This is a genomic window from Micromonospora inaquosa, assembly GCF_003857055.1.
GTDB classification, from domain to species: Bacteria; Actinomycetota; Actinomycetes; order Mycobacteriales; family Micromonosporaceae; genus Micromonospora; species Micromonospora inaquosa.
In genome coordinates this window covers 1-25,079 of the sequence record NZ_QGSZ01000350.1, presented here as the reverse complement: position 1 = coordinate 25,079, position 25,079 = coordinate 1, and the positions used below count along the sequence as shown (strand labels likewise).

The 25,079-nt window shown below is 71.0% G+C and carries 27 protein-coding genes; 17 read left to right on the top strand and 10 right to left on the bottom strand.

Annotated elements, in window-relative coordinates:
* Positions 1–92: 92 nt before the first annotated feature.
* Both DLJ59_RS32085 and DLJ59_RS32080 read right to left on the bottom strand, forming a co-directional pair.
* Positions 93–656, bottom strand: a complete 564-nt coding sequence (locus DLJ59_RS32085; protein ID WP_124777693.1) for a YbjQ family protein — start codon at positions 654–656, stop codon at positions 93–95.
* Positions 657–680: 24 nt separating this feature from the next.
* Entirely contained in the window at positions 681–1,364 is a 684-nt protein-coding gene (locus tag DLJ59_RS32080) for a S1 family peptidase (RefSeq protein ID WP_124777691.1), read from the bottom strand.
* Between the two features lie 355 nt (positions 1,365–1,719).
* Between DLJ59_RS32080 and purS the strand changes: the two genes are divergently transcribed.
* Genes purS through DLJ59_RS32060 form a run of 4 tightly spaced genes read left to right on the top strand, consistent with a single transcriptional unit; the run spans position 1,720 to position 6,136 of the window.
* The gene (gene purS, locus DLJ59_RS32075; RefSeq protein WP_030491392.1) at positions 1,720–1,983 is read left to right on the top strand and encodes a phosphoribosylformylglycinamidine synthase subunit PurS; all 264 of its coding nucleotides are present in this window, start codon (positions 1,720–1,722) and stop codon (positions 1,981–1,983) included.
* Positions 1,980–2,663, top strand: coding sequence for a phosphoribosylformylglycinamidine synthase subunit PurQ (purQ, locus tag DLJ59_RS32070; RefSeq protein WP_124777689.1), 684 nt, complete (start codon positions 1,980–1,982; stop codon positions 2,661–2,663). Before purS ends, purQ begins: the two co-directional genes overlap by 4 nt.
* A 55-nt stretch (positions 2,664–2,718) precedes the next feature.
* Positions 2,719–5,376, top strand: a complete 2,658-nt coding sequence (gene purL, locus DLJ59_RS32065; protein WP_124777687.1) for a phosphoribosylformylglycinamidine synthase subunit PurL — start codon at positions 2,719–2,721, stop codon at positions 5,374–5,376.
* 4 nt (positions 5,377–5,380) lie between these two features.
* Positions 5,381–6,136, top strand: coding sequence for a 2-phosphosulfolactate phosphatase (locus DLJ59_RS32060; protein ID WP_124777685.1), 756 nt, complete (start codon positions 5,381–5,383; stop codon positions 6,134–6,136).
* A 166-nt stretch (positions 6,137–6,302) separates the two neighbouring features.
* On the opposite strand, the gene DLJ59_RS32055 is transcribed toward DLJ59_RS32060, so the two are convergent.
* On the bottom strand, positions 6,303–8,309 hold the full coding sequence (locus DLJ59_RS32055; RefSeq protein WP_244236335.1) for a carboxypeptidase-like regulatory domain-containing protein: 2,007 nt from the start codon (positions 8,307–8,309) through the stop codon (positions 6,303–6,305).
* A 194-nt stretch (positions 8,310–8,503) separates the two neighbouring features.
* Here DLJ59_RS32055 and DLJ59_RS32050 point away from each other — a divergent pair, with 194 nt between their 5' ends.
* The 5 genes from DLJ59_RS32050 to amcA all read left to right on the top strand — a co-directional run bounded on the left by DLJ59_RS32050 (position 8,504) and on the right by amcA (position 13,176).
* Positions 8,504–8,824 carry a sterol carrier family protein gene (locus DLJ59_RS32050; protein ID WP_124777681.1) on the top strand — a complete coding sequence of 107 codons (321 nt, stop codon included), beginning with the start codon at positions 8,504–8,506 and terminating at the stop codon, positions 8,822–8,824.
* Positions 8,825–8,995: 171 nt separating this feature from the next.
* On the top strand, positions 8,996–10,534 hold the full coding sequence (gene purF, locus DLJ59_RS32045) for an amidophosphoribosyltransferase (protein WP_124777679.1): 1,539 nt from the start codon (positions 8,996–8,998) through the stop codon (positions 10,532–10,534).
* Between the two features lie 57 nt (positions 10,535–10,591).
* The gene (purM, locus tag DLJ59_RS32040; protein ID WP_124777677.1) at positions 10,592–11,746 is read left to right on the top strand and encodes a phosphoribosylformylglycinamidine cyclo-ligase; all 1,155 of its coding nucleotides are present in this window, start codon (positions 10,592–10,594) and stop codon (positions 11,744–11,746) included.
* A gap of 130 nt (positions 11,747–11,876) precedes the next feature.
* A complete protein-coding gene (gene amcB, locus DLJ59_RS32035) occupies positions 11,877–12,980 on the top strand; it encodes a cyclophane-forming radical SAM peptide maturase AmcB (protein WP_341869666.1) in 1,104 nt (367 codons plus the stop codon).
* A complete protein-coding gene (gene amcA / locus DLJ59_RS32030; protein WP_124777673.1) occupies positions 12,949–13,176 on the top strand; it encodes a multiple cyclophane-containing RiPP AmcA in 228 nt (75 codons plus the stop codon). Before amcB ends, amcA begins: the two co-directional genes overlap by 32 nt.
* A 136-nt stretch (positions 13,177–13,312) precedes the next feature.
* On the opposite strand, the gene DLJ59_RS32025 is transcribed toward amcA, so the two are convergent.
* A complete protein-coding gene (locus DLJ59_RS32025; RefSeq protein ID WP_030332207.1) occupies positions 13,313–13,528 on the bottom strand; it encodes a DUF3073 domain-containing protein in 216 nt (71 codons plus the stop codon).
* A 302-nt stretch (positions 13,529–13,830) separates the two neighbouring features.
* Complete coding sequence (locus DLJ59_RS32020) at positions 13,831–14,913, bottom strand: Leu/Phe/Val dehydrogenase (protein ID WP_124777671.1); 1,083 nt, start codon at positions 14,911–14,913, stop codon at positions 13,831–13,833.
* 193 nt (positions 14,914–15,106) lie between these two features.
* Here DLJ59_RS32020 and DLJ59_RS32015 point away from each other — a divergent pair, with 193 nt between their 5' ends.
* The gene (locus tag DLJ59_RS32015) at positions 15,107–15,946 is read left to right on the top strand and encodes a DUF8083 family protein (RefSeq protein ID WP_124777695.1); all 840 of its coding nucleotides are present in this window, start codon (positions 15,107–15,109) and stop codon (positions 15,944–15,946) included.
* Between the two features lie 250 nt (positions 15,947–16,196).
* Positions 16,197–16,406, top strand: coding sequence for a BldC family transcriptional regulator (locus DLJ59_RS32010; protein ID WP_007073996.1), 210 nt, complete (start codon positions 16,197–16,199; stop codon positions 16,404–16,406).
* A gap of 85 nt (positions 16,407–16,491) precedes the next feature.
* On the opposite strand, the gene DLJ59_RS32005 is transcribed toward DLJ59_RS32010, so the two are convergent.
* Entirely contained in the window at positions 16,492–16,881 is a 390-nt protein-coding gene (locus DLJ59_RS32005; protein ID WP_124777669.1) for a PPOX class F420-dependent oxidoreductase, read from the bottom strand.
* Between the two features lie 54 nt (positions 16,882–16,935).
* On the opposite strand from DLJ59_RS32005, the gene DLJ59_RS32000 reads away from it, so the two are divergent.
* Positions 16,936–17,715, top strand: coding sequence for a class I SAM-dependent methyltransferase (locus DLJ59_RS32000; protein ID WP_124777667.1), 780 nt, complete (start codon positions 16,936–16,938; stop codon positions 17,713–17,715).
* A gap of 50 nt (positions 17,716–17,765) precedes the next feature.
* Here the strand turns inward: DLJ59_RS32000 and DLJ59_RS31995 are convergent, their stop codons facing one another.
* The gene (locus DLJ59_RS31995) at positions 17,766–18,053 is read right to left on the bottom strand and encodes a hypothetical protein (protein ID WP_124777665.1); all 288 of its coding nucleotides are present in this window, start codon (positions 18,051–18,053) and stop codon (positions 17,766–17,768) included.
* 176 nt (positions 18,054–18,229) lie between these two features.
* Between DLJ59_RS31995 and DLJ59_RS31990 the strand changes: the two genes are divergently transcribed.
* The gene (locus tag DLJ59_RS31990) at positions 18,230–19,087 is read left to right on the top strand and encodes a 3-hydroxyacyl-CoA dehydrogenase family protein (protein WP_124777663.1); all 858 of its coding nucleotides are present in this window, start codon (positions 18,230–18,232) and stop codon (positions 19,085–19,087) included.
* Positions 19,084–19,827: an enoyl-CoA hydratase/isomerase family protein gene (locus tag DLJ59_RS31985; RefSeq protein WP_124777661.1), complete on the top strand. Its 744-nt coding sequence runs from the start codon at positions 19,084–19,086 to the stop codon at positions 19,825–19,827. The genes DLJ59_RS31990 and DLJ59_RS31985 overlap by 4 nt, the downstream gene beginning before the upstream one ends.
* Before the next feature lie 67 nt (positions 19,828–19,894).
* Here the strand turns inward: DLJ59_RS31985 and DLJ59_RS31980 are convergent, their stop codons facing one another.
* Positions 19,895–21,238 carry an ABC transporter substrate-binding protein gene (locus DLJ59_RS31980; protein ID WP_124777659.1) on the bottom strand — a complete coding sequence of 448 codons (1,344 nt, stop codon included), beginning with the start codon at positions 21,236–21,238 and terminating at the stop codon, positions 19,895–19,897.
* A 156-nt stretch (positions 21,239–21,394) separates the two neighbouring features.
* Between DLJ59_RS31980 and DLJ59_RS31975 the strand changes: the two genes are divergently transcribed.
* Positions 21,395–21,784, top strand: a complete 390-nt coding sequence (locus DLJ59_RS31975) for a hypothetical protein (protein WP_124777657.1) — start codon at positions 21,395–21,397, stop codon at positions 21,782–21,784.
* A gap of 57 nt (positions 21,785–21,841) precedes the next feature.
* Here the strand turns inward: DLJ59_RS31975 and DLJ59_RS31970 are convergent, their stop codons facing one another.
* On the bottom strand, positions 21,842–22,282 hold the full coding sequence (locus DLJ59_RS31970) for a hypothetical protein (protein ID WP_124777655.1): 441 nt from the start codon (positions 22,280–22,282) through the stop codon (positions 21,842–21,844).
* 127 nt (positions 22,283–22,409) lie between these two features.
* On the opposite strand from DLJ59_RS31970, the gene DLJ59_RS31965 reads away from it, so the two are divergent.
* Positions 22,410–23,114, top strand: a complete 705-nt coding sequence (locus DLJ59_RS31965) for a DUF2786 domain-containing protein (protein WP_124777653.1) — start codon at positions 22,410–22,412, stop codon at positions 23,112–23,114.
* Between the two features lie 4 nt (positions 23,115–23,118).
* Here the strand turns inward: DLJ59_RS31965 and DLJ59_RS31960 are convergent, their stop codons facing one another.
* Positions 23,119–23,646, bottom strand: coding sequence for an SRPBCC family protein (locus DLJ59_RS31960; protein ID WP_124777651.1), 528 nt, complete (start codon positions 23,644–23,646; stop codon positions 23,119–23,121).
* A 164-nt stretch (positions 23,647–23,810) separates the two neighbouring features.
* Between DLJ59_RS31960 and DLJ59_RS31955 the strand changes: the two genes are divergently transcribed.
* Positions 23,811–24,770, top strand: coding sequence for a hypothetical protein (locus DLJ59_RS31955; RefSeq protein ID WP_124777649.1), 960 nt, complete (start codon positions 23,811–23,813; stop codon positions 24,768–24,770).
* The last annotated feature ends 309 nt before the right edge of the window (positions 24,771–25,079 follow it).

The window sequence follows — 25,079 nt, the reverse complement described above, 5'->3', positions numbered from 1 at the left end:
GATCAAGAGGTTTGCGTCATCTTTGATCTCCCTGGTGACCGAAACCTCTTGATCAACATGGGGGGCAGGGCGGGAGCGCGGGGTGGCGTGGGTTATTCGCCAGTTGGGGTTTCGGCGGCGGTTCTCAGGTTGGGTGCGCTGGCCGGTTCGGCGATGCCACCGGGAGATCCGGTGAAGCCCGCGACCTCCGCGGTCTCCGCAGCGACCGCCGGCTGGTCGGCCGGCATGACCTCGGGCATCTTGGGTACGGCGACCACTGCCGTCCCGTATGCGCAGATCTCCATCCACATCTCGCCGCAGTCCCGGCTGTCGAACCGCATGCCGATCACCGCGTTCGCGCCGAGCCGCAGGGCCTCCTCGCCGAGGCGGGTCACCGAGTCGGTGCGCCACCGGGTCAGGTTGTCCGGGGCCATCGGGTCGTACGCGCCACCGCGCAGGTTCTTGACGCCCTCGCGGTACGGGTTGCGCGTCCTGGCCATCGATGACACCACCTCACCGAGAATCTGGCGGATCTCGTAGCCGGGCAGTTGCTCTGTCGTCACGACCAGCACGTTTCCGATGCTGTCAGGAGTGACGCGACCCGATCGTGTGCATTGTTCACCTGATCGGATGCTGCAAAACAGCGCGGCGCGGACGGCCGGCGCGTGGCCGACCATCCGCGCCGCGCCGGGCGCTAACCGTCAGACACCGGCCACCGAGGTGATCCAGGCCCGGTTGTACGCAACGCTGCCGTAGTTCTGGATGCTCGATCCGTCGGCGGTGGAGGCGACGCCGACCTGCTGACCGTTGTAGAACTGCGGGCCGCCGGAGTCACCGCGCCAGGCGTTGCCGTTGATCCGGGTGCTGCGGATCGCCTGGCCGCCGTAGGCGTCGGTGACGCTGTTGCTGGTCACCCGGACGGTGGCGGTCTTCAGCTGGGTGGACGCGGAGCAGCCGCTGTAGCAGGTCATGCCCCAGCCGTAGATCGAGTTCGTCGAGTTGATCGGCGGGTTGCTGCTGGCCAGGCTCACCGTGGAGGTGCTGACGGTGCTGGAGAGCCGCATGAGCGCGAGGTCGTAGCGGGTGTAGGTGGCGCTGACGGTGCGGGTGACCCCGCCGGAGGTGCGGTTCACGCTTCCGATGCGCACCGACATGGTGCCGTTGATGCAGTGCCGGGCGGTGAGCACCCACTGCGCGGCGATGACGCTGCCGGAGCAGGTGAACGAGCCGTTGCTGAGCACCGCGGCGGCCCAGGGGGCGGACGAGACGGTGCTGCCGCCGATGATCGGTTGCGGGCCGGCCGGGGCGGCGGACGCGGCGGACGTGACGCCGAGGGCGCCGACCAGCGCGGTGCTGAGGACGGCGAGCAGGGGGCGGATGCGCATCGGGTGGACTCCTTGGACGGGGCGGGCCCGGGGTCGCCGGGTGCGGATGGGGCGGCAGCGGGATTCCCGCGAGCGCCTGAATCGACTTACGTCGATGTACAGTAGGGCCCGCCACGGTCGTTATCAAGGGCGTGATCGAATTTGGTCAATGTAACGATTCGGCCACCCGTCGCGCCGTATATGTCCTGCTGAGGCCACCTGTCGCGCCCGACGCGCCATCCTGGGTGTCGGTAGTGTTGACCACTGCCTGAACTGCACCCGGCCGGTGCGCCCGTGGCGATAACTGCCAGGTACGCTGGCTGCGCTCGCCCATTGTGGGTCGGCACCCAACTGCGTACACAGTCAGGAGTGCCCAGTGCCTCGCGTCGTCGTCGACGTCATGCTCAAGCCCGAGATCCTCGATCCGCAGGGCCAGGCCGTCGCAAACGCGCTGCCCCGGCTCGGCGTCGGTGACGTCGCCTCGGTCCGGATCGGCAGGCGGATCGAGATCGAGTTCACCGGTGAACCGGACCTGGACCGCGCTCGGGAAATTGCCGACAAGCTGCTCGCCAACCCGGTCATCGAGGACTTCACCGTCCGCCTGGTCGAGGCCGACGAGACCGCGGATGCCCGCTCGTGACCGCCCGGGTCGGTGTGGTCACCTTCCCCGGCTCGCTCGACGACGGGGACGCGGCCCGGGCCGTCCGGATCGCCGGCGCTGAGCCGGTCCGACTCTGGCACGGTGACCCGGAGCTGCACGGGGTCGACGCGGTCGTCCTGCCCGGCGGGTTCTCCTACGGTGACTACCTGCGGTGCGGCGCCATCGCCCGGTTCGCCCCGGTGATGGAGACGATCGTGGACGCCGCCCAGGGTGGTCTGCCGGTGCTCGGCATCTGCAACGGCTTCCAGATCCTCTGCGAGGCGCACCTGCTGCCCGGCGCGCTCACCCGCAACCAGCACCTGCACTTCCGCAACCGGGACCAGATCCTGCGCATCGAGTCGGCCGGCACCGCGTGGACCAACGCGTTCCAGCCCGGCCAGGAGGTGCTCATTCCGGTCAAGAACGGCGAGGGCTGCTACGTCGCGGACACCGCGACGCTGGACCAGCTCGAAGCCGAGGGCCGGGTGGTCGCCCGCTACGTCGGCGGCAACCCGAACGGCTCCCAGCGCGACATCGCCGCGATCACCAACACCGCCGGCAACGTGGTCGGCATCATGCCGCACCCCGAGCACGCGGTGGAGGCGCTCACCGGCCCTTCGTTGGACGGTCTCGGCTTCTTCACGTCGGTCCTGAAGCACCTGGTCGGGGCACCAGCGTGATCATCGGTCAGCTCAACCGCCGGTCTGGCGGGCACGAGCGCAGCGAGGAGAGGTCATGACCACCCACCCGGACCCGGTACGGGACACCCCGGAGGCGTACTCCGCCCCGGCGCAGTCGGCCGAGCCGAGCCCGGCGCAGCCGTCCGCTGCCGCCCAGCCGGCCACCGCCGACTGGACCGAGGGCGTGGACACCGTGCCGCGTGCCGGTGGCACCCCGGGCGAGCTCCAGCCGTACACCGAGCTGGGCCTGCGCGACGACGAGTACGACCGGATCCGGCAGATCCTCGGCCGCCGGCCCACGCAGTCCGAGCTGGCCATGTATTCGATCATGTGGAGCGAGCACTGCTCCTACAAGTCGAGCAAGGTGCACCTGCGCCAGTTCGGCGAGAAGGCCGTGCACAGCGACCGGCTGCTCGCCGGCATCGGTGAGAACGCCGGTGTCGTGCAGGTCTCCGACGAGCTGGCGGTGACCTTCAAGGTCGAGTCGCACAACCACCCGAGCTTCGTCGAGCCGTACCAGGGTGCGGCGACCGGCGTCGGCGGCATCGTCCGGGACATCCTCGCCATGGGCGCCCGCCCGGTCGCCGTGATGGACCCGCTGCGCTTCGGTGCCGCGGACCACCCGGACACCGCCCGGGTGCTCACCGGCGTGGTCGCCGGGGTGGGCGGCTACGGCAACTGCCTGGGTCTGCCCAACATCGGTGGTGAGTTGGTCTTCGACCCCTCCTACCAGGGCAACCCGCTGCTCAACGCGCTCTGCCTGGGTGTGCTGCCGGTCAGCCGGCTGCAGAACAAGGCCGCCGCTGGCCCGGGCAACGTTGTCGTGCTGATGGGCGCCAAGACCGGCCGCGACGGCATCGGCGGCGTCTCGGTGCTGGCCAGCGCGACCTTCGACGAGGGCAGCGAGGCGCGCCGCCCCGCCGTGCAGGTCGGTGACCCGTTCACCGAGAAGCTGCTGATCGAGGCGTGCCTCGAGCTGTACGACGGCCAGCTGGTCGTCGGCATCCAGGACCTCGGCGGCGCCGGCCTGACCTGCGCGCTCACCGAGACGGCCGCCGCCGCCGGCACCGGCATGCGGGTCTGGCTGGAGCGGGTGCCGCTGCGCGAACCGTCGATGGACCCGCACGAGATCCTGGCCAGCGAGTCGCAGGAGCGGATGCTGCTGGTCGTCGAGCCGGAGAAGCTCGAGACCGTGCTCAAGACCTGCGAGAAGTGGGGCGTCCTCGCCACCGCGATCGGCGAGGTCACCGCACCGGAGCCGGACGGCAGCCCGGGTCGACTGCTGATCACCTGGCAGGACCACCTGGTCGTCGACGTGCCGCCGGGTTCGCTGGTCGACGACGGCCCGGTCTACGCCCGGCCCATGCGTGAGCCGGCCGACCTGATCCTGCTCCAGGCCGACCGGGCCGAGACCCTGCCCCGCCCGGCCGACCCGGAGGCGCTGCGGGAGACCGTGCTGCGCATGATCGCGTCGCCCAACCTGGCCGACAAGACCTGGGTCACCGAGCAGTACGACCGCTACGTGCTGGGCAACACCGTGCTCGCCCAGCCGGAGGACGGCGGCGTGATCCGGATCGACGAGCGGACCGGTCTCGGCGTCGCGCTGTCGGTGGACGGCAACGGCCGGTACGCCCGGCTCGACCCGTACAACGGCACCAAGCTGGCCCTGGCCGAGGCGTACCGGAACGTGGCGGTGACCGGCGCGAAGCCGATCGCCGTGACCAACTGCCTCAACTTCGGCTCCCCGGAGGACCCGGGCGTGATGTGGCAGTTCGCCGAGGCCGTGCGCGGCCTGGCGGACGGCTGCGTGGAGCTGGGCATCCCGGTCACCGGCGGCAACGTCAGCTTCTACAACCAGACCGGCGCGGCGGCGATCCACCCGACCCCGGTGGTCGGCGTGCTGGGTGTGCTGGACAACGTCGCCGACCGGGTGCCGATGGGCTTCGTGCCGCGCGCCGGTGGCGACAACGACCAGCTCTACCTGCTCGGCGAGACGAACGTGGAGCTGTCCGGCTCGGAGTGGGCCTGGGTGACGCACGAGCACCTCGGCGGTATTCCGCCGCAGGTCGACCTCGCGCGGGAGAAGGCGCTCGCCGAGCTGCTGGCCGAGGCGGCCCGCGTCGGTCACCTCAGCTCGGCCCACGACCTCTCCGACGGTGGCCTCGCCCAGAGCCTGGTGGAGTCCTGCCTGCGTCGCGGGGTCGGTGCCCGGGTCGCGGTGCCGGAGCAGTTCGCCGAGGGTTCGATGCCGTTCGTCTACCTGTTCAGCGAGTCCGCCACGCGGGCGCTGGTCTCGGTGCCGCGCGGCCACGACAAGGCGTTCGCGGCGCTCTGCGCCGAGCGGGGCGTGCCGTTCGAGCTGATCGGCGTCACGGACCCGTCCGGTGGGGCGCTCGAGTTGCACGGCCAGTTCCGGATCGGCCTGGACGAGCTGCGTGCCGCGCACACCGAGACGTTGCCGCGCCTCTTCGGGGGTACGGCGGCTGTCGAGGTGCCCGCGCCGGCCGCCGGTGTGGCGGGTGCGGTCGAGGCCGTTCCGCTGCCGGTCGCGCCGGCTGAGCCGGTCGACGCGGCGGCTGTGGTCTCCGAGCCGATCGCCTCTTCGGGTCCTTCCCCGGAGACCGGCGCGGTGGAGCCGATCGGGTCGGAGCAGCCCGGCGGGGTGTCCGAGTCTGACCCTGGTGTCACCGAGCCGTCGCCTGACGAGCGCTGAGGCGTTGACGGCCGCTGTATACGGCCAACCCGGATCCGGCGCCCGGTTCGACTGGGGGCTGACCGGGGCGGCCGAGCTCGGTCGGGTCTGCGCGGCGCTGGTGGTGGTGGACGTCCTCTCGTTCACCACCGCCGTTGAGGTGGCGGTCGCCCGGGGCATGCGGGTGCACCCGTTCCCCTGGGGTGAACAGGCCGCCGAGTACGCCGTCCGGGTCGGTGCGACCGCTGCCGTCGGGCGGCGGCAGACGACACCGGAACATCCGTGGTCGCTCTCGCCCGCCGCGCTGAGCAGCGCACCCGTAGTGGCGGACCTCGTGCTGCCCTCCCCGAACGGCTCCGCCATCAGCGCCGCCGCCAGCGCCACCGGCGTGCCGGTGGTCGCGGCGTGCCTGCGCAACGCACGCGCGGTGGGGCGTTGGCTGCGCCGCCAGGGGTACGGCACTGTGAACGCCCCGATCGGCGTGATCGCCTCGGGGGAGCGGTGGCCGGACGGGTCGCTGCGCCCATCGGTGGAAGACCAACTTGGTGCCGCCTCGGTGCTGGACGCCCTCTCCGGCGTGCCGGGTGGGCTCTCGGTGGAGGCGGCCATGGCGCTCGCCGCGCTGGCGAGCACCCCGGATGTGCCCGCCGCCGTGCGTGGCAGCGTCTCCGGGCGGGAGTTGACCGAGACCGGGTTCGCCGCGGACGTGGATGTCGCCGTCCGGGTCGGCGTGTCGGACGTCGTGCCGGTGCTCCACCAGGGGGTCTTCTCCGCCGCCTGACCGCATCGGCCCGCCTGACCGGCGCGCCCCTGTGGTCAACTCGACTTTCAGGAATCCGCCGTGTCCAGGGCTGCGGGATGGCCCGACTTCACTGATCGCGAGTGGACCTTGCAGCGAAACGGCCACCCGGAGATCCGGGTGGCCGTTTTCCTGCGCTGTGGTGGGGTCAGTCGTCCAGCCAGTCGAGGCGGCGACCGCCACGCTCGGTCGGCGGCGGGGTGTCCGGTCGGTTCCGCCCGGCGGGCTGGCCGTAGCCGCCCTGGTCGTAGCCCTGGTCGTCGTAGCCGCCGCCGCGCTGCGCCGGAGGCTCCTGGCCGTAGTTGCCGCCCTGGTCGTACCCGCCGGCCGGTTGGCCGTAGCCGCCCTGGTCGTAGCCCCGGCCGTCGTAGCCGCCGCCGCGCTGCGCCGGAGGCTCCTGGCCGTAGTTGCCGCCCTGGTCGTATCCGCCGGCCGGCTGGCCGTAGCCGCCCTGGTCGTATCCGCCGGGCTCCGGGCCGCCGTACGGCGCGGTCGGCTCGGCAGCGCGACCGCCGTACGGGGCGGGATCAGGCTCGCCGTACCCCTGCCCCTGCTCCGGCTGATAGACGCCCGTGGCGTACGGGTCGGCCGGGGCCGGGTACTGGGTGCTGTCGCCGGTGTACCGGCCGGTCGGCTCGTCGAACCGCTCGCCGTAGGCCGCTCCGCCAGCGGGAGCCGGCGGGTAGGCGGCGGTGCCACCCGGGGCGTCGTAATCACGACTGCCGTAGCCGCCGCCGGAGGCCGGGGCGTTCCCGTAGCCACCAGCAGAGGCTGGCGCGCCGCCGTAGCCTGCCCCGTAACCGTCACCGGCCGCACCGGCGCCGTATCCACCCTCCGAGCCGGCCGGAGCGCCGTAGCCGCCACCCGAAGCGGGCGCGTTGCCGTAGCCGCCGGCGCCGTAGCCGCCGGGCGCTGGCTCGTCGCCGTAGCCGGCGCCGCCCCAGCCCTGCTGACCCGCGCCGCCGTACGCCTGCGCAGGCGCGCCGTACGGGTCCGGCGGAACGTCGTCGACCACCGGGCGGTGCATCATCGTCGGCGCCTCGCTCAGCGCCGCGCCGCCGACCATGGTCGGGTCTGCCCCGCCGCCGGGACGACCTCCGACCACCCGGGTGTGGTCGTCGGCACCGCGGAACCCGCCCCGCGAAGGCGGCACCACACCGCCGCCACCGGCTGCCGCCGGAGCGTCGTCGTCGTCGCCGTTCTCCTTGCGCTTCATCCAGAGCAGCACGATCGTGCCGACACCGGCGGCGACCAGAAGACCACCGAGCAGGATGATGAGGTACGAGCCCATGCCGCCGCTGTCCTCGTTGTTCGCGGCGTTCGCCGGAGCGCCCTGGCTGGCTTCCTCGGTGGGCTCCTCCTCGGTGCCCTCCTCGATCGCCTCCTCCTCGCTGGGCGTGGCCTCGGGGGTGGCGGACGGGGTGGCGCTGGGCGTCACCTCGACCTTGATCGCGAGGCTGATCCGTTGCCCGGTGACGGCCTGTCCGGCGGCGGCGTTGATGGTCTTGGTGGCCACCACGTTGTCGAAGCTGGCGCCGAGATCGATCCGACCCGGTGCGATCGGCTTGTCGGTGGTGCCGGTGAAGCGGAAGTCGCCGCTGCCGTTGCTGGTGGTGTCGAGCTGCCGGCCGGTGCTGTCGCGCAGCATGACCACCGCGTTGGAGACCGACTTGCTGTCCGCCTGCGAGATCACCTTGCCGGAGATCGAACGCACGGTCTGGACCTGCGGCGGCGCCGCCTTGGCGACCAACGTGACAGTGGTCGAGGCCTCTTCGCTCTGCTTCACGACCCCGGTGGCGTCGGTCGCCTTGACGGTGATCGTGGCGCTGCCGTTGGTGGCGTCATCCGCGGCCTTGAAGGTGGCGTCGAAAGTGCCACTCGATGTCACCCGGCCGCGAGAACATCCGTCAACGCAGGTCAGCTTCGAGTTGCTCGAGCTGAAACTGATGTCGGCAGGTCCCGCGTCGTCCTCGAAGGCGAGTCGGTAGCTGATCTTCGTGGTCTTGCCGGCCTCGACGCTGCTCGGCGAGGCCGAAACATCTGTAACGTTAGGAGCGGCCATTGCTGGTGTGGCGGGGACGGCGAGCAGAGCGCCGGCAACCAGCGCTACGACCACACCGGCCCGCTGCTTCCAGGCACGTCGGTGTGTTGACACGTCCACCGCCTTCCGGGCTGACTTCCCTCTGACCGGCGGGGCGCCGGGCCGGGGATCATCACGGTACGAATACGCCGTCGGCAACTATGCCTTGTCCGACTCCATGAGCGCGACCCAGGGCCAGCGTCGTGTCTCTGGCCAGCGGGTCGTATCGTCCCGTCGTGTCCTCTCCGCACAGTAAATCCACTGCCGTTATGGCCGCCTTGTCGGCGCTCGACGAGGGGCGTACACCCGAACGGCCGGTGTTCCGAGAGGCGGTCCGGTCGTTGTTGGCCGTCCTCGCGGAGCGCGCCCCCGGCCGATCGGTGGAGGTGCGCGTTCCACCATACGGGGCGATCCAGTGCGTTCCGGGGCCTCGACACACCAGGGGAAACCCACCAAACGTGGTCGAGATGGCCCCGAACACCTGGTTGGAGCTGGCAACCGGCAGGCTCGGCTGGGCGGAGGCGGTCACGGACGGTCGCGTTCAGATGAGCGGCAACCGCGCCGACCTCTCGGCGTATCTGCCCCTCTAGTCGCCCCGATGTCCCACTCAGCGTGACGCTCAGCACGGAGATCGTGACTTTCTGTATTGACGGCGATTCGCGTACACTGTCAGGCGACGACCAGTGGTCCCGGCAGAGGGGTGTGGATCCGCCCGTGATCCCCGCCCGGCCCGGTCCAGACCCAGCATGAGGGAGCGGTAGGTGCCCCGAGGCGACGGCCGGCTGAGCCACGACCTTGACCCCCAACGACCTGGCCCCCAGGATGCCTGTGGCGTCTTCGGCGTCTGGGCCCCCGGCGAAGAGGTTGCCAATCTGACCTACTTCGGCCTCTACGCCCTGCAGCACCGCGGCCAGGAGGCGGCGGGCATCGCGGTGAGCGATGGCTCGGGCGTGGTGGTCTACAAGGACCTTGGCCTGGTGGCGCAGGTCTTCGACGAGCCCACCCTGGCGAGCCTGCGCGGTCACCTGGCGATCGGGCACGCGCGATACTCCACCACCGGCGCGTCGAACTGGGAAAATGCCCAGCCGACGATCCGGTCGACCACCTCCGGCACGACCATCGCGTTGGCCCACAACGGCAACCTGGTCAACACCGCCGAGCTGGAGAAGGAGGTCGCCGAGCGCGGCCTCGTCGCGGATGGTTCGACCAACGACACCTCCCTGGTGACGATGCTGCTCGCCAGCCGACCCGATCTGTCGGTCGAGGCTGCCGCACTGGAGGTGCTGCCGCAGCTGCGCGGCGCGTTCAGCTTCGTCTTCATGGACGAGTCGACCCTGTATGCGGCCCGCGATCAGCACGGCGTCCGCCCGTTGGTGCTCGGCCGCCTGGAGCGCGGCTGGGTGGTCGCCAGCGAGACGGCCGCGCTGGACATCGTCGGTGCCAGCGTGGTGCGTGAGGTCGAGCCGGGCGAGCTGATCGCGATCGACGAGAACGGGCTGCGCTCCACCCGGTTCGCCGCGCCGGAGCCGAAGGGCTGCCTCTTCGAGTACGTCTACATCGCCCGCCCGGATGCCACGATCGCCGGGCGCAACATCCACGCGGCGCGGGTGCAGATCGGTCGGCAGTTGGCCAAGGAGCACCCGGTCGAGGCCGACCTGGTGATCCCGGTGCCCGAGTCGGGCACCCCGGCCGCGATCGGCTACGCGGAGGCGTCCGGCATCACCTACGGTGCCGGCCTGATGAAAAACCCGTACGTGGGGCGCACCTTCATCCAGCCGTCGCAGACCCTGCGTCAGCTGGGCGTCAGGTTGAAGCTCAACCCGCTGCGGGAGAACGTCCGGGGCAAGCGGCTCGTGGTCGTGGACGACTCGATCGTGCGCGGCAACACCCAGCGCGCCATCGTGCGGATGCTGCGTGAGGCGGGGGCCCTGGAGGTGCACGTCCGGATCTCCTCCCCGCCGGTGAGCTGGCCGTGCTTCTACGGCATCGACTTCGCCACCCGGGCGGAGCTGTTGGCCAACGGGTTGGACAACGACGGCATCCGGCGCTCCATCGGCGCCGACACGCTGGGCTTCGTTTCCCTTCCTGGCCTGATCGCCGCGACCGAGCAGCCGAAGACCCGGCTGTGTCGGGCGTGTTTCGATGGGGAGTACCCGATCGAGCTGCCGGCCGGCAACCTGATCGGAAAGCACGTGCTCGAAGGAGTGGGCCGACGCGTCGCCAACTCGGCGCCGGAGGCCCTGCCCACCAACGGCTCGTCCGTCGCCACTCCGGGTGGCGTTACCGCAAACCGCCCGTAGCACCAACCGGCGCGGCCCGGCTACCGCCGGCGGCACCGAGAACCAAAGGGGAGAACCGTGACGCACGTGTCCGAGCGCAGCGGCGCAGGAAGCAGCCCGACCGGCGCCGGTGGCGACCGCCAGCCGTGGACGGGCGGCGCAGGCCGCCAAGCGCGCAAACGCTCGGTCTCGTACGCCGACGCGGGCGTCTCCATCGATGCGGGCGACCGCGCGGTGGAGCTGCTCAAGTCGAAGGTGCGGCAGACCCGTCGTCCCGAGGTGCTCGGTGACCTCGGCGGCTTCGCCGGCCTGTTCCGCCTGGACACGAAGAAGTACAAGAGCCCGATCCTGGCGTCGTCCACCGACGGGGTGGGCACCAAGCTGGTGATCGCCCAGCAGATGGACATTCACGACACGGTCGGCATCGACCTGGTCGCGATGGTCGTCGACGACCTGGTGGCCTGCGGCGCCGAGCCGCTGTTCCTGCTCGACTACATCGCCACCGGTGAGGTCGTTCCGGACAAGGTCGCCGAGATCGGCGCGGGCATCGCCGACGGCTGCCGCTACGCCGGCTGCGCGCTGCTGGGCGGGGAGACCGCCGAGCACCCAGGCGTCCTGCGCCCGGACGAGTACGACATCTCCGCGACCGGTGTGGGCGTGGTCGAGGAAGCCGACATCCTCAGCCCGGAGCGGGTCGAGGTGGGCGACGTGGTGATCGCCATGCGTTCCTCCGGCCTGCACTCCAACGGATACTCGCTGGTCCGGCACGTGCTGCTCGGCGCGGCCCGGATGCGGCTGGACATCGTGATCGACGACTTCGGTCGGCAGCGGACCCTCGGTGAGGAACTGCTCACCCCGACCAAGATCTACGCCAAGGACTGCCTCAAGCTGATCGCCGAGGCCGAGGTGCGGGCGCTGTCCCACATCACCGGTGGCGGCATCCCCGGCAACCTGGTCCGGGTGCTGCCCGAGCACGTCGACGCTGTGGTGAACCGGTCCACCTGGAAGCCGCAGCCGATCTTCGATCTGATCCAGACGAAGGGTCGGATCGACGACCAGGACATGGAGTCGACCTTCAACATGGGCGTCGGCATGTTCGCGATCGTGTCGGCCGAGGACGCCGACCGCGCGCTGGCCACCCTGACCGGCCGTGGGGTCGAGGCGTGGCAGGCCGGCGAGATCATCGAGGGCACCGGCAACGTGCAGATGGTTGGTCAGCACACCCGAGGATGATCACCCTCCGGTGATCGTACGGGCACCTGATCAGGGCTTCACCCGAGTGGCCAATGCCGCCTAGCCTGAAGGGCACCCTCAGGCTAGGCGGAGGAGGGCGATGGCTGCTCGGGGACAGTCGTTCAGCGGGATGCGCGGTTTGGCCGCCGTCCCGTCGTACGTCGTCATGCAGCCCACCACCCTCTGCAACCTCGACTGCGCGTACTGCTACCTGCCGTTTCGGGCTGTCGACCGGCGGATGCCGGTGGCGGTGGCCGAGGCGGTCGCGGCCGCGGTGAACCCCTGGGCGGCGAACGGTCGCTTCTCGGTGGTGTGGCATGGCGGCGAGCCGTTGGCGGCCGGTCGGGAGCACCTGGCCGATCTGATCGCGCCGTTCGGGCCCGAGGTAGAGCACCACGTGCAGACCAACGCCACCCTCGTCGACGACGACTGGTGCGATTTCTTCGTCCGGCACGAGATGCGGGTGAGCGTGAGCGTCGACGGGCCCCGGGCGCGCAACGGCGACCGGGTCAACCGGGGCGGTCAGCCGGCGTACGACCGGATCCTGCACGGCATCGCGGCGCTGCGCCGGCGTGGTCTGCCCTTCTCCGCGCTGGCCGTGGTGTCCCGCCCGGAGCCGGGGCTCGCCACCGAGCTGTACGACTACTTCCTTGAGTTGGGCTGCGACGTGTTGGGCATCAACATCGAGGAGACCGAGGGCGTCAACACCCGCGACAACCGCCATGACCCGTCGGCGGTGTCCGCGTTCTGGGCGGAGCTGGTCGGGGCGTGGCGCCGGGAGCCCCGGATTCACCTTCGCGAGATCGAGTGGTCGTTGCGCTACGCCGCGGCGGTGCTGGACAACTCGGCGGACGGGGTGCTGCCCCGTCAACTGGACCCGATCCCGACGATCAGTCACGACGGCTCGGTGATCGTGCTCTCCCCGGAACTGGCGGGCTTCACCGACCCCCGCTACGGCGACTTCAGCAGCGGCAACGTGCTGACGACCCCGTTGGCGCAGATCCTCGGCGACGCGGCGGCTACGCCGTGGGTGAAAGAGTTCCTGACCGGGGTGGAGGCGTGTCGGGCGTCCTGCCCCTACTTCGGCTTCTGCGGTGGTGGCCATGCGGCCAATCGCTACTTCGAGCTGGGGCGTTTCGACGGTACGGAGACCGAGCACTGCCGCAACAGCAAGATCCGCCTATTGGAGGGAGTGTTGGAGCATGCCCGAGACCACCAGTCACCGGCGGCCTGAGCACGAAGCGGACGACGGAGTCACCGAACGGGTGCGGGACGCGGCGCCCGCGCTCGTCGCGCTGCTTCAGGAGGCCGAGGACGCACGGCGGCTGCGCGCAGAGGTGTCGGGCGGAGACGGCTCCAGCGCGGTCTGCGCCTGGAACCACTTCGAGAACATCCCGACGTTCTACAACTGGAACAATCGCCCGCGCTGAGGGGAGCCGTTGTCAGGGGCCTGTCGAGCGACCGGATTGCTCCGGTCGGGCCAGGCCCCTGATCGTCGGCGACTGCACCTGCACAGGACGTGCGTGAGCACGCGGGGGTTACCGCGTGCTCAGCTGCGTCGAGAGGTCAGCGGGTCGGACGGACCCAGGGATCCGGATCGTCGTCCGCGTGATCCTCATCATCGTCGTCGACGAACTCTTTAGAGTCGTCGTCGAAGTGGTGCTCAGACTTACCAGCACCCGCCAGTTCGCGCTGCAAGGCGGTGAGGTCGGTGTTCGGGGAGTGGTACTTCAACTCCCGCGCCACCTTAGTCTGCTTGGCCTTAGCACGGCCGCGCCCCATGGCTCGACCCCCTCGCACAGAATGCGGGGCAGCCCGAAGGCGGGCCCCGATGACGTCAGGCATCTCTCGTGGCTCTTACGGTACATGGGGATGCCACCGTTCGGCACCTCGGGTTACCGTCAGCCGGCTCTGCGCGTCGCGTCGATCCGGCCGTTACCCAGTGTACCGGGTAAGGAGCGGAACGGTTAGCACCCGTGACACCGGACAAACCGCATCAAAATTGACCCGCGCTCAGCTTACCCAGCTACCTCGGCACGGGGGGCCCGGAAGCGGATCTCGTCGATCCGCCCCCGGGGAAACGCTCAGCGCAGGTGGATCGCGCGCAGTCGGCCGACGTCCGCCATCCGCCGCTCCGCCAGCCGGTCGGCGGCCACCGCCGGTGGCACGCCCTCCGCGTCGGCCAGGTTCAGGATCTCGCGGGTGGTGTCGTAGATCCGGGTCGCCCGCAGCTTCGCCCGCTCGAAGTTGAAGCCCTCGATCTCGTCGGCGACCTGGATGACGCCGCCCGCGTTGACCACGTAGTCCGGGGTGTAGAGGATGCCCCGGTCGGCCAGCAGCTTCTCGATGCCCGGGTGGGCGAGCTGGTTGTTCGCCGCCCCGGTCACCACCTTGGCGCGCAACGCGGGCACGGTGTCGTCGTTCAGGGCGCCGCCCAGCGCGCACGGCGCGTACACGTCGAGGTCCGCGGCGACCAACGCGCTGGAGTCGTCGACGAGGGTGACCTGCGGGTGGTTGGCGCGCACCCACGTCAGCGCCTTCGGGTTGACGTCGGTGGCGACCACCTCGGCGCCATCCTCCAGCAGGTGCCCGGTGAGGTACTTGCCGACCTTGCCCAGGCCGGCCACGCCGACCCGCCGGCCGCGCAGGCTCGGGGTGCCCCACACGTGCTCGGCCGCGGCCCGCATCCCCTGGAAGACACCCCAGGCGGTGAGGATCGACGAGTCGCCGGCCCCGCCGTGCTCCACGCTGCGCCCGGTCACGTACCGGGTCTCGCGGGCCACGACGTCCATGTCCGCCACGTACGTGCCGACGTCGCAGGCGGTGTAGTAGCGGCCGCCCAGCGACTCGACGAAGCGGCCGTACGCGCGCAGCAGCGCCTCGCTCTTGATCTGCTCCGGGTCACCCCAGATGACGGCCTTGCCGCCGCCCAGGTCCAGCCCGGCGAGCGCGTTCTTGTAGGCCATCCCGCGGGACAGGTCCAGCACGTCGGCGAGGGCGTCGTCCTCGCTGGCGTACGGGTAGAAGCGGGTGCCGCCGAGCGCCGGGCCCAGCGCGGTGGAGTAGATCCCGATGATCGCCTTCAGGCCGCTCTGCTTGTCCTGGCAGAACACGACCTGTTCGTGACCGGTCGATACCGGGTCGTCGGTGCTGGCGAATACGCCCATGGTTGGCTCCTACGATGGTGTGCGCCCTTGTGGGACGCGGACCTGGTGGACCCCGGCGGGGATGCTGCCGGTGTGATCGAGCCTAGTATCGGCCGCCGTGCGGGCGCTCGACACGCCACCGCCGTCTCACGGTGCGGCGCGCGTGCCCCGGCCGCTGACCGCGTACCGGCGTGGTTCGTGGGAGGATCGCGCGGTGCCGTCGCTCTTCGCTTCTTACCTGCGCGTGTACGAACCGTTGGCCGCCTTCGACCGAGACCGGCAGAGCTACTGGCGCCGCTACGTCTCGGAGGGGCGCGCGGTCGGCCCGGTCGAGGGGCCCGGTCGGCAGCGGACGGCGGTGATCGAGGCGCTGGGCGCGGGCTGGACCCGGCTGCCCGATCTGCCGGAGGAGGCGTACGTCCTGGAGACGGACGACAGCCTGCTGGTCTGCCCATGGAACCTGCGCATCCGGGTCGCCGAGGCCGCGCTCAGCGCCCGGGACGGGGTGCCCTCGGTGCTCGCCGACGCCTTCGTGCCGCCGGTGCTCGCCGGGCAGGCCAGGGCGGTGGTGGATGACTGGCGCAGTGGCGCCCGGGTGCTGGAGCACGGGGTGCCCCGGGTGCACGAGCAGATCGCCACCTGGGGCGTACCGCTGCGGTGGTTCGTGCTCTTTGATCCGACGGAGCGGGACCTGGTCACCCAGCCGGGCCGGCGGGCGCTGCGCTACCGCACCGAGATTTCCAAGGCTCGACGCCGCTCGTCCCGGGCGCTGTCGGTGCTGCGCAAGTCGGTGGGCGAGGCGCCGATCACCGAGGCGGTGGAGGAGGCGGCCCGCTGGCTGGAGGAGTTCCATCCGCGGTCCGTGGTCGAGCTGGACTACGGCGGTCTGGTCGATCTGCTCTCCGACGAGACCCTCACCGCGGACGACTCGCCCGAGTTGGTCGCCGGCGGCCTCGCGGGGCTGTCGCGCGGCGAGGCCGAGGAGGCGTCCGCCGCGTACGACAAGTTGGTGGCACGGTGGCGCGCGGTGCAGCTGCTGGAGCGGTGCAACTAGGGCATATCACCCGAGGAGCGCTCCCAAGGTGAGTTGCGCTCGTAGTTGACGCATCACGAACCGTGATCATGAGTCCGAATAAGGTAGTTTCTGCCGTGTAAAAGTCGTAAAAATCGGGCATGGTTCATCCGTCCGTCTAGGGACCTTCATCCGTTCGGCCCATGTCGGACATCGGGGACTAGCCGGACCATGGGAGACGCGTCGGCCGGCGGGACCCCGGCCGATGTCTATACATGTGGAGGAGTGACCGATGGCATCGCGAACGCACGAACCAGAGCCGCTACTCACGCCGGCCGAGGTGGCGTCGATGTTCCGGGTCGACCCGAAGACGGTGACCCGGTGGGCCAAGGCTGGCAAGCTCAGTGCCATCCGCACCCTGGGTGGCCACCGTCGGTACCGCGAGTCGGAGGTCAGGGCGCTGCTGCAGGGCCAGATCCCGCAGCAGCGGCAGGGCGACTGAGCCGGCAACAGTTTTTCGTCAGGGGCGGTGGATCTCGATCCGCCGCCCCTTTCCATGCCCCGCCGAGCACAACGCCGACCGCAGGTCAGCGCCGCGGCTCGACCAACGTCACCCGGATGCCGACCGTGCCGCCCTCGCCGCGACGCAACCGGCTGCCCAGCAGGCTCAGCCGACCGATCAGGCGGTACTTGTGCTTGAGCAGGTCGCGGACCCGACCGGTGTCACCGCCCCCGTAGATCGTCGCGTGAGCTGACACCTCCGCCCCGTGTGGCCGACCCCGCACGTCGCACGGTGCCACTGTCACCTCGCCGTTGTGGCGGATCCGCTTCACCTTGCCCGAGTCGGCCCGGGTCCAGACCGCCAACGCGTCGCCGTCGCGCACCGCCCAGACCGGGGTCGGCACCGCCCGACCGTCCTTACGGAAGGTCGTGAGCAGGATGTACTTCTCGGCCGACAGCCGGTCCAGCGTGGTCACGCCGCCAGGATACGGCCGGCGTGGGCTGCTGAGTGGCCAGATAGCGTGAACGTCGTGACGGTTGAGCCTCTAATCGGTGACGTGATCGGCGAACTGCTGCGGGACACACTCGCCGTGGCCACCGGGGTGGGCCCCCGACCCTTGGTCGGTGGTCGGCTACCGCGACCGGTCATCGAGATCATCGAACGGGACGACGGTCTGATCAACGGTGCCCCGGCCGCGCACTACCTGGACGGACCGGCGCAGTGGCAGCCGTACGACCACCGCGCGGTGGACCGCGCGTACGGCGAGACGCTGGACATCGGCACCGGAGCCGGCCGCATCGCGCTGCAACTCCAGGAGCGCGGCGTACCGGTCACCGGGCTGGACACCTCCGCCGGCGCGCTGGAGGTGAGCCGGCGTCGCGGCGTCCGGCGGCTGGTGCACGGCACCGTCGACACGCACCTCGCCGACGGTGCCCGGTACGACACGTTCCTGCTGCTCGGCAACAACCTCGGGCTGTTCGAGGGGCGGGAGCGTGCTCCCGAGTTCCTGGCCGCGCTCGCCGCGCTGGCCCGACCCGGGGCACAGATCATCGCGCAGGGCACCGACCCGTACGGCACCCGCGACCCGCTGCACACCGGCTACCACGAGCGCAACCGCCGACGTGGCCGGCACGGCGGCCAGCTGCGACTGCGGCTGCGCTACCGCGAGTTGAGCACCGAATGGTTCGACTACCTGGTCTGCTCGGCGGACGAGTTCGCCGGCCTGGTGCACGGCACCGGCTGGCGGCTAACCGATGTGGACGACCGCGACGCCCCCTACTATCTGGCCACCCTGCGCCTCATCGACTGAGCGAGCGGCCCCCGCGTTCCGCCGGGCGGAAGCAGGGGCCGTCGTACGTCTCAGACCTGGACGGTCGGGGGGAGCTGCTCGGGCGGGAGACCGCCGTCGCCGTCGACCACCTCGTCCGGGGTGCCGTCCTCGTCGATGTCGACCATGGTGATGTCCACCTTGCCATCGCCGTCGGTGTCGAACTGGAACAGGTCGGCCTTGCCGTCGCCATCGGTGTCCACCACCCACACGTCGGTCTGACCGTCGTTGTTGGTGTCGGCGCGCAGCAGCTCGACCCGCTCGTCGCCTCGGGTCTCCACGATCTCCCCGTCGGTGACGCTCTCCGGTGCCTGGCTCATCTCGATCGGTCCTTCCCTCGGTTGACGGGCCGTCAGTACCCGATCCGGCGCTCCCCCACGCATGGGCCGGGTCGTAGCGCTGTCTAGGGTCGCACCATGAGCGAGCGGAGCGGGCGGGACACCCGGTCCGGCGTGGCGGGGACCCCGCGCGTCGACGGGCGAGGCAGGGAGGCGTGATGAGCGATCGTTTCGTGGTCGTCGGTGCCGGCACGATGGGGCTTGGCATCGCGTACGTGGCGGCCGGGGCCGGGCACGCCGTCGAGTTGGTCGAGGTGGACCCCGAGCGGGGTGCGACAGCGCTGAACCGGCTCGCCGAGCTGTGGGAACGGGCGGTGCAGCGCGGGAAGCTGAGCGCCGACGAGGCCGCCGCGAACCGGCAGCGGGTGACGCTGCGCCCAACCCTCGCCGAGGTGGCACCCACCCCCCAGGTGATCGTGGAGGCGGTGCCGGAGCGCCTCGAGCTGAAGCGGGCGGTGCTCCGGGACGCCGCCACGCTGCGCCCGGAGCTGCTGGGCAGCAACACCTCCAGCATCGCCATCGGCGCGCTGGCCGCCGAGTTGGACGCGCCCGAGCGCTTCATCGGCCTGCACTTCTTCAACCCGGTCTGGGCGATGGCGCTGCTGGAGATCGTGGTCGGCCCGGCCACCGCCGACGAGACCACCGCCGCGGCCGTCGCGCTCGCCGGCCGGCTGGGCAAGGACCCCGTCGTCGTACGCGACCTGCCCGGCTTCGCCACCTCCCGCCTCGGGGTCACCCTCGGGCTGGAGGCGATCCGGATGGTTGCCGACGAGGTGGCCAGCCCGACGGACATCGACAAGGCGATGGTGCTCGGCTACCGGCATCCGATCGGGCCGCTGGAGCTCACCGACCTGGTCGGCCTCGACGTGCGGCTGGACATCGCCCGCACCCTCCAGACCGCGTACGGGGACCGCTTCGCGCCGCCGCCGCTGCTGCTGGAGATGGTCGCCGCGGGGCGGCTGGGTAAGAAATCCGGGCAGGGCTTCTACCGCTGGGAAGGCGGGGTCAAGCAGTGAGCGGGCTGCGGATCGAGGAGCGGCCGGACCGGCTGGTGGTCACCCTGGACCGGCCGGAGAAGCGCAACGCCATCGATGCCGACCTGATCGCCGAGCTGCACCAGGTCTGCGCCGAGTTGGAAGCCCGTCCGCGCCTGCTGTTGCTCACCGGCGGGGCGGCCGGCATTTTCGCCGGTGGCGCCGACATCGGCCAACTCCGCGAACGCGGTCGCACCGATGCCCTCGCCGCGATCAACTCGGCCGCCTTCGCCCGCATTCGGGCGCTGCCGATGCCGACCGTGGCGGCAGTTGACGGCCCGGCGTTGGGCGGTGGCGCGGAGCTGGCGTACGCCTGCGATCTGCGGGTGTGCACGGCGCGGGCGGTCTTCGGCCAGCCGGAGGTGCGGCTGGGCATCCTGGCCGGTGCGGGGGCGACCCACCGGCTGCCCGCGTTGATCGGCGAGGGTCGGGCCAAGGAGCTGCTCTTCACCGGCCGGCGGGTGGACGCCACCGAGGCGCTGCGGATCGGCCTGGTGAACCGGGTGGTGGACGAGCCCGACGAGCTGCTGACGGTGGCGCACGTGTTGCTGGACGAGATCGCCCTGGGTTCACCGTTGGCGGTGCGGCTGACCAAGCTGGCCGTGGACGCGCCGGCCGCCGCGCACCCGCATCTCGACCTGGTCAGCCAGGCGGTGCTATTCGAGGACGACGAGAAGCACCGCCGGATGACCGAGTTCCTGGAGCGCCGCCGGCCGCGCTGATCGCCCGTACCAGAAACGGCCGCACCGGCGGGAAGCCGGTGCGGCCGTCGTGAGCCTGGGGTCCTGCTTACTGCCCTATCTGCACCCCGGCGTCGGCCAGGCCGCGGATCACCTGGGCGGACTCACCGAAGCCGATGATCAGTACGGCGTCCGCGCCGAATTCCTTGATCTCCTTCGCGCCGCTGCTGAAGTCGACCGGCGCCGCCTTCGCGTCGGCCGGCGGCTCGTACGTCAGCAGCTTGAGCCGGTCGTTGGCGATACCGGCCTTCTCCAGCTCGTCGCGGACGGTGCCCTGCAGGCCCTCGCCGTAGGAGTCCTTGCGGGCGACGATGACGATCTTCTGTGACCCGTCGCGGAGGATCACGTCGGCCAGCGCCCGGCCCTGGAGGCTGTCCGGCGGGGCGGTGCGGAAGTAGAGGCCCTGGTCGTCCACGTCGGTCAGGCTGCTGTCGGTGTTGGACGGGGAGAAGAGGATCTTCCCGGCCTGCACCACGTCGGGGAGCACTGCCCGGGAGATGCCCGAACCACCCGCGCCGATGATCACGCTGACGCCGTCCGTCACGTGCTTGGCCACCGTCGCCTTGGCCACCGCCGGGTTGGTGCCGTCGTCGCCGTCGAGCCACGTCACCGGCTTGCCCAGCGCGCCACCAGCGGCGTTGATCTCCTTGATCGCCAGCGCGGCGCCGGCGGCCATCGGCGGGTAGGCGATCGAAAGGTCACCGGTCTTCGGCAACAGGCCGCCCAGGATCAGCGGTTCCTGGTCGGCGTCGCCGCCCGCGCGCTGCTTCTTCGGCTTCGGCGGCGTCTTGGTGCTCGCCGCCGACTCGATGCCCGCGCCGACGAACTCGGTCTTTCCGTCGTTGATCTGCTGCCCGTCGAAGGTCAGCGTGGCGTAGCTCGCGGTGGCCGGCTCACCCTTGTCGGTGAATCCGGCCCGGGTCAGCGATACACCGCGGTATTCGATGTCCTGCCCGTTGCGGGCCAGCGCGAGACAGCTGGCGGGGTCCTCGCAGCGCTGCCCGTCGTTGGTCACGGCGACGATCTGCTTGGTGATGGCGGCTGGGTCGGTGCTCCCGGCCAACTGGGCGGCGAGCACGGCGATCACCACCGCGTCGTACGTCTCGGCGGAGTACACGTAGTCCGAAAGCGTCGGACTGACGGCCCGTAGCCGGTTCTTGAAGTCGTCTGGCAGCGGGACGAGCGGCGTGGTGCCCTTCATCCCGTCGACGAGACTCGCCCGTTCCTTCAACTCCGCAGGATAGGTGTTGAGCATGTTGCCGTCCGTGCCGTAGAGGCGCACCTGTTGGGCGCTTGCCTCCTCGGGCTTGTCATCCCCGCAGGCGCTTGTGGCGAGCAGGATCGTCGCGCAGGCAGCCAGTGTGGCTACCCGCGAGCGGCGTGATACGAACATGGGTCGTCCTTCCTCCGGCGAAGGTCCGCTGCGCACATTAGCGTGCCGAGGCCGGCGGCGGGACCGTGGAGGCGGCGTAATGCGCAGGTCGCTCGCATTGAACACGGACAGTGACGGCTGCTGGTGGGCTTGACCACCCGTCCTACTGTGCGCTGAGTGACCGACCTACCACAGCAGACGTTCGATGACGCGGCGGCCGTGCTCCGCTCGGCGCTGACCGGCGATGGAGACGCGGTGGTGGGAGCGTTCGACGCGGTCGTCGACCGGGCCGGCCTGAGCGGCGCGTACGGGGTCGCCTGGTGTCTGGCGGCGACCATGCTCGGTGACGCGCCGGCGGCCAGCGGGGCGGCGCTCGACTTCCCGGGGATCGACCAGGCCGGGTACGACACCCGCTGGGTGGCCCGCTTCGTCAGCGCGTACGCGAATCGGGACGAACCGACCGGCGAGGCCCTGTTCGGCGCGGCGGCGGCGGATGGACTGCTCCCCGACTGCCTGCTCACGCTCGCCGGTTCGACGATCGCCACCCTGCGCAGTCGCGCCGGGTGAGGTACCGGCCGCTCGCGGCGTCCGTCGGGGGGCGGACGCCGCGACCGCGCCGGTCAGTCAGAACGCGTGGTACGCGATCAGTGGCTCGTACTCGTACCGCAGGTTCTCGAAGCGGACCCGGAAGTTGACGCCGTCCTTGACGTCGGTCGCCACCGTGATCCAGCCCGAGTTCGCCGGCAGGTAGGTCCAGTAGTTGCAGGCGCTCGTCTTGTCCACGAAGATCACGCACGCTTCAGTGGCGTACACACTCGCGTTGCGGACGTTGATGTCGCGACAGCGCGTCGTGGTGCGGTACTGGCCGGCTGAGCCGCCGTAGCGGCCGGTCTCGAAGTACGACCGGACCGCCCCGCCGTAACAGGTGGCGAGTGGGGCGAACGCGTTCGACCCGGAGCTGACCGGTGTGGTCGGTGTCGTCGGCTCCGCCTGGGCGGGCGTGCCGGCGGTGAGCAGTGCGGTGGCCGTGGCGACGGCGAGCAGGCGAGCGGTCGGGGATGGCATCCGTTCCTCCGGAAACAGTTAACTGACCGTCCGTACAAGACTGATCATCTGATCGTGACGATGATACGTATCGATCGATGCCGGCGTGGCCCCGATCATGTCCGGGCCGTGTGGTAGCTCTGTAGGCATGTCCGAAGCCATGCTCAGCAAGGTGCGCAAGCTGCTGGCCCAGGCCGAGGATCCGGCCTGCACGCCCGCTGAGTCGGCCGCGTTCACCGCCAAGGCGACCGAACTGATCGCCCGCTACGGCGTGGACCGGGCACTGCTCGCCGCCAAGGACCCGACCACCGACCCGGTCGGCGATCGGGTGCTCGACATCGTCGCCCCGTACGCCCGCGACAAGGTCGGCCTACTCGCCGCGGTGGCCGAGCCCCTGCGCTGCCGGTGCGTACGCCGCAGGCAGGGCAACGGGTTCGCCATGCACCTCTTCGGCTTCGCCAGCGACCTGGAACGGGTCGATCTGCTCTTCACCTCACTGCTCGTGCAGGCGGCGCACGGCCTGGCCGCCACCAAGGTGCCCGCGGACGACCACCCGGCGGCCTTCCGTCGCTCCTGGCTGGCCGGATTCGCCGAGGTGGTGGGCGGCCGACTCTGGGCCGCCGAGTCGGCGGCGGCCAGCGAGTCGGGCACTCCGTCGATGGCGCTGGTGCTGGCCGACCGGTCCGACCGGGTCCAGCGACGGCTCACCGAGGAGTACCCACGGCTGCGTACCGCACCGCCGCGCCGGTTGGGCGGCACCGGCTTCGGCTCGGGGGCCGAAGCCGGCCAACGCGCGAATCTTGGTGGTCGGGACCTCGGCGGCGCGGCCGTCGATCGGCAGCTCAGCCGGTGAGGCCTCAGGCTGTCGTGGTGGGGCGGTGGCGCGACACCGCGGCGACGTAGCGGGTGAGCAACTCGTGCCAGCCGGCGGTGAGCGCCTTGCGGTAACCCTCGGCGGCCTCGCCGTGCCGGTCGAAATGCCGATGCTCCAACTCGACCCGGGTGCGTTCCGGCCCCTCGGAATGGAACAGCACCTCGACCTCGCTCGCGCGGGCCGGGTCCGGCACCGGTGCCCGGTCGGGGCCGATCTGCCAGACGAAGACCAGCCGACGAGGCGGATCCCAGGTGAGCACGCGGCCCCAGTCGGCGCGGAAACCGTACGGGCCCAACTCGTAGAGCATGCCACCGGCCCGCGGCTCCATGCCCAGCTCGGCCAACGCATCCGGGCCGGACCAGGTGTACTCGGTGACCCACCAGTCGGTCAGCTCCGCGGTGAAGACCGCGAACGCGTGCTCGGCGGAACCCGGGACGAGAAGACCGCACCGGAGAGAGAACTGGTCGACGTCCTGCCGGATGTCGGCCGGATCAGTCAATTCCTGTCCCATAGGCCCGGACCATACCGGCTGATGCCCGGGTGTGCAGCTTCGTGAGGTGCCCGGTTCCAGACAGAGGGTCGCCGGGTCGTCACGGACGGGATGCCTCACCGGAAAGCGGGTAACCGCGCCGAACGGCTCGGACGACCGAGTCGGTGCAGGCGGGGCGGGAGAACATGAGCGAGAGCGGGCAGCAGCGGGAACCGGACCGGGACATCGACAGCGGGAACCCGGACGTCCTGCTCGACATTCCGAAGGTCTCCGTCGACTCCATCCGGCTGGCCGTCGACGGCCTGGAGGCCGACCTGTCGCTGCGCGCCCGGGTAGCCAACCTGCTCCAGGTCGACGCCGGCGTACGGGTGCACCTCAACGGCGGCGAGTTAAACGTCAACGGGGTGAACGCCGAAGCGCAACTGCGGGTCCGGCTGGAGCAGCTCACCAGAATCCTGGGACGAGCGCTCGACACGCTCGACAACAACCCACACATCATCGAGGCCCTCGCAGGCACGGCCATCGACGAGGTGGAGCGCAGCACCCAGCAGCTCGCCTCAGGTACCGCGGAGATCAAGGCGTCGAGTCGGCGCTCAGACGGCGTACGCGACGAGCCGGGCCGGCAGGCCGGAGCAGCCGGACCGTCGGTCGACCGTGATCGGCCCGGTCCGGGTCGGCCTGGCTCTGGTGGGCCTGGCTCTAACCGGCCTGACCCTGATCGGCCGGAGGCGGGTCGGCCGGAGGCGGGTCGGTCCGGGGCAGGTGCGGTCGGGTCGGAACCGAGTGCCGGAGGACCCGGCCCGCTCGCTGGCGGCCCCGGGTCAGCCGACCAGGCGCATCCGGAGGGCCAGCAGCCGGCCGGGACGGGCCGGGGTCCGCAACGCCCCGAAGGGCCGGCAGGGTCGGCGGCCGGGGACACCCGCAGCAAGCCCGATCAGTCGGCTGGGACCGGTCCGAGCCCGTCCGGGGATGGCGACGGTGGCCTGCCAGGCGCGGCGCAGGCGGCGGCCCAGAGCGCGGCGCAGGGTGCGGCTCAACTCGCCGAGCAGGCGGGGGAGACGCTGCGACAGGCCGGACGCAGCGTGTGGGAGGCGATCCAGGGCAGCGTGGCGCAGCACCGTCCGCAGGGGCGCCGCGACCACTGACGTCGCCCCGTCGTGCGTCGCGCCCACTGACACCGTGCCGTCGCCCGTCGCGACTGACGTCGGCCCCGCCGTGCCGTCGTCCGTCGCGACTGACGCCGGCCCCGTCGTGCGTCGCGACTGACGTCGCCCGGTCGTGCGTCGCGCCCGCCAGGTTGCCGCGATGCGCGGGCCGTCCGCACTCGCGCCGGCGCTTGATCGACTCGGCTTTCTTGATATCGCGGTGTCGCGCGCGCTGGGATACCCCGATTTCACGAAAGCCGAGTCGATCAAGCGGACCGTGGTGCTGCTGATCACACAGGAGGGCTGGGC

Excerpts from the sequence above, each read along its gene's own strand:
- DLJ59_RS32080 (WP_124777691.1), bottom strand. The coding sequence starts at position 1,364 with ATGCGCATCCGCCCCCTGCTCGCCGTCCTCAGCACCGCGCTGGTCGGC.
- purL (WP_124777687.1), top strand. The coding sequence starts at position 2,719 with ATGACCACCCACCCGGACCCGGTACGGGACACCCCGGAGGCGTACTCC.
- DLJ59_RS32050 (WP_124777681.1), top strand. The coding sequence starts at position 8,504 with ATGGCCGCCTTGTCGGCGCTCGACGAGGGGCGTACACCCGAACGGCCG.
- DLJ59_RS32020 (WP_124777671.1), bottom strand. The coding sequence starts at position 14,913 with ATGGGCGTATTCGCCAGCACCGACGACCCGGTATCGACCGGTCACGAA.
- DLJ59_RS32025 (WP_030332207.1), bottom strand. The coding sequence starts at position 13,528 with ATGGGGCGCGGCCGTGCTAAGGCCAAGCAGACTAAGGTGGCGCGGGAG.
- DLJ59_RS31965 (WP_124777653.1), top strand. The coding sequence starts at position 22,410 with ATGTCCGAAGCCATGCTCAGCAAGGTGCGCAAGCTGCTGGCCCAGGCC.
- amcA (WP_124777673.1), top strand. The coding sequence starts at position 12,949 with ATGCCCGAGACCACCAGTCACCGGCGGCCTGAGCACGAAGCGGACGAC.
- DLJ59_RS32010 (WP_007073996.1), top strand. The coding sequence starts at position 16,197 with ATGGCATCGCGAACGCACGAACCAGAGCCGCTACTCACGCCGGCCGAG.
- DLJ59_RS31990 (WP_124777663.1), top strand. The coding sequence starts at position 18,230 with ATGAGCGATCGTTTCGTGGTCGTCGGTGCCGGCACGATGGGGCTTGGC.
- amcB (WP_341869666.1), top strand. The coding sequence starts at position 11,877 with ATGCGCGGTTTGGCCGCCGTCCCGTCGTACGTCGTCATGCAGCCCACC.
- DLJ59_RS31980 (WP_124777659.1), bottom strand. The coding sequence starts at position 21,238 with ATGTTCGTATCACGCCGCTCGCGGGTAGCCACACTGGCTGCCTGCGCG.
- DLJ59_RS31995 (WP_124777665.1), bottom strand. The coding sequence starts at position 18,053 with ATGAGCCAGGCACCGGAGAGCGTCACCGACGGGGAGATCGTGGAGACC.
- DLJ59_RS32085 (WP_124777693.1), bottom strand. The coding sequence starts at position 656 with ATGGTCGGCCACGCGCCGGCCGTCCGCGCCGCGCTGTTTTGCAGCATC.
- DLJ59_RS31955 (WP_124777649.1), top strand. The coding sequence starts at position 23,811 with ATGAGCGAGAGCGGGCAGCAGCGGGAACCGGACCGGGACATCGACAGC.
- DLJ59_RS31960 (WP_124777651.1), bottom strand. The coding sequence starts at position 23,646 with ATGGGACAGGAATTGACTGATCCGGCCGACATCCGGCAGGACGTCGAC.
- DLJ59_RS31970 (WP_124777655.1), bottom strand. The coding sequence starts at position 22,282 with ATGCCATCCCCGACCGCTCGCCTGCTCGCCGTCGCCACGGCCACCGCA.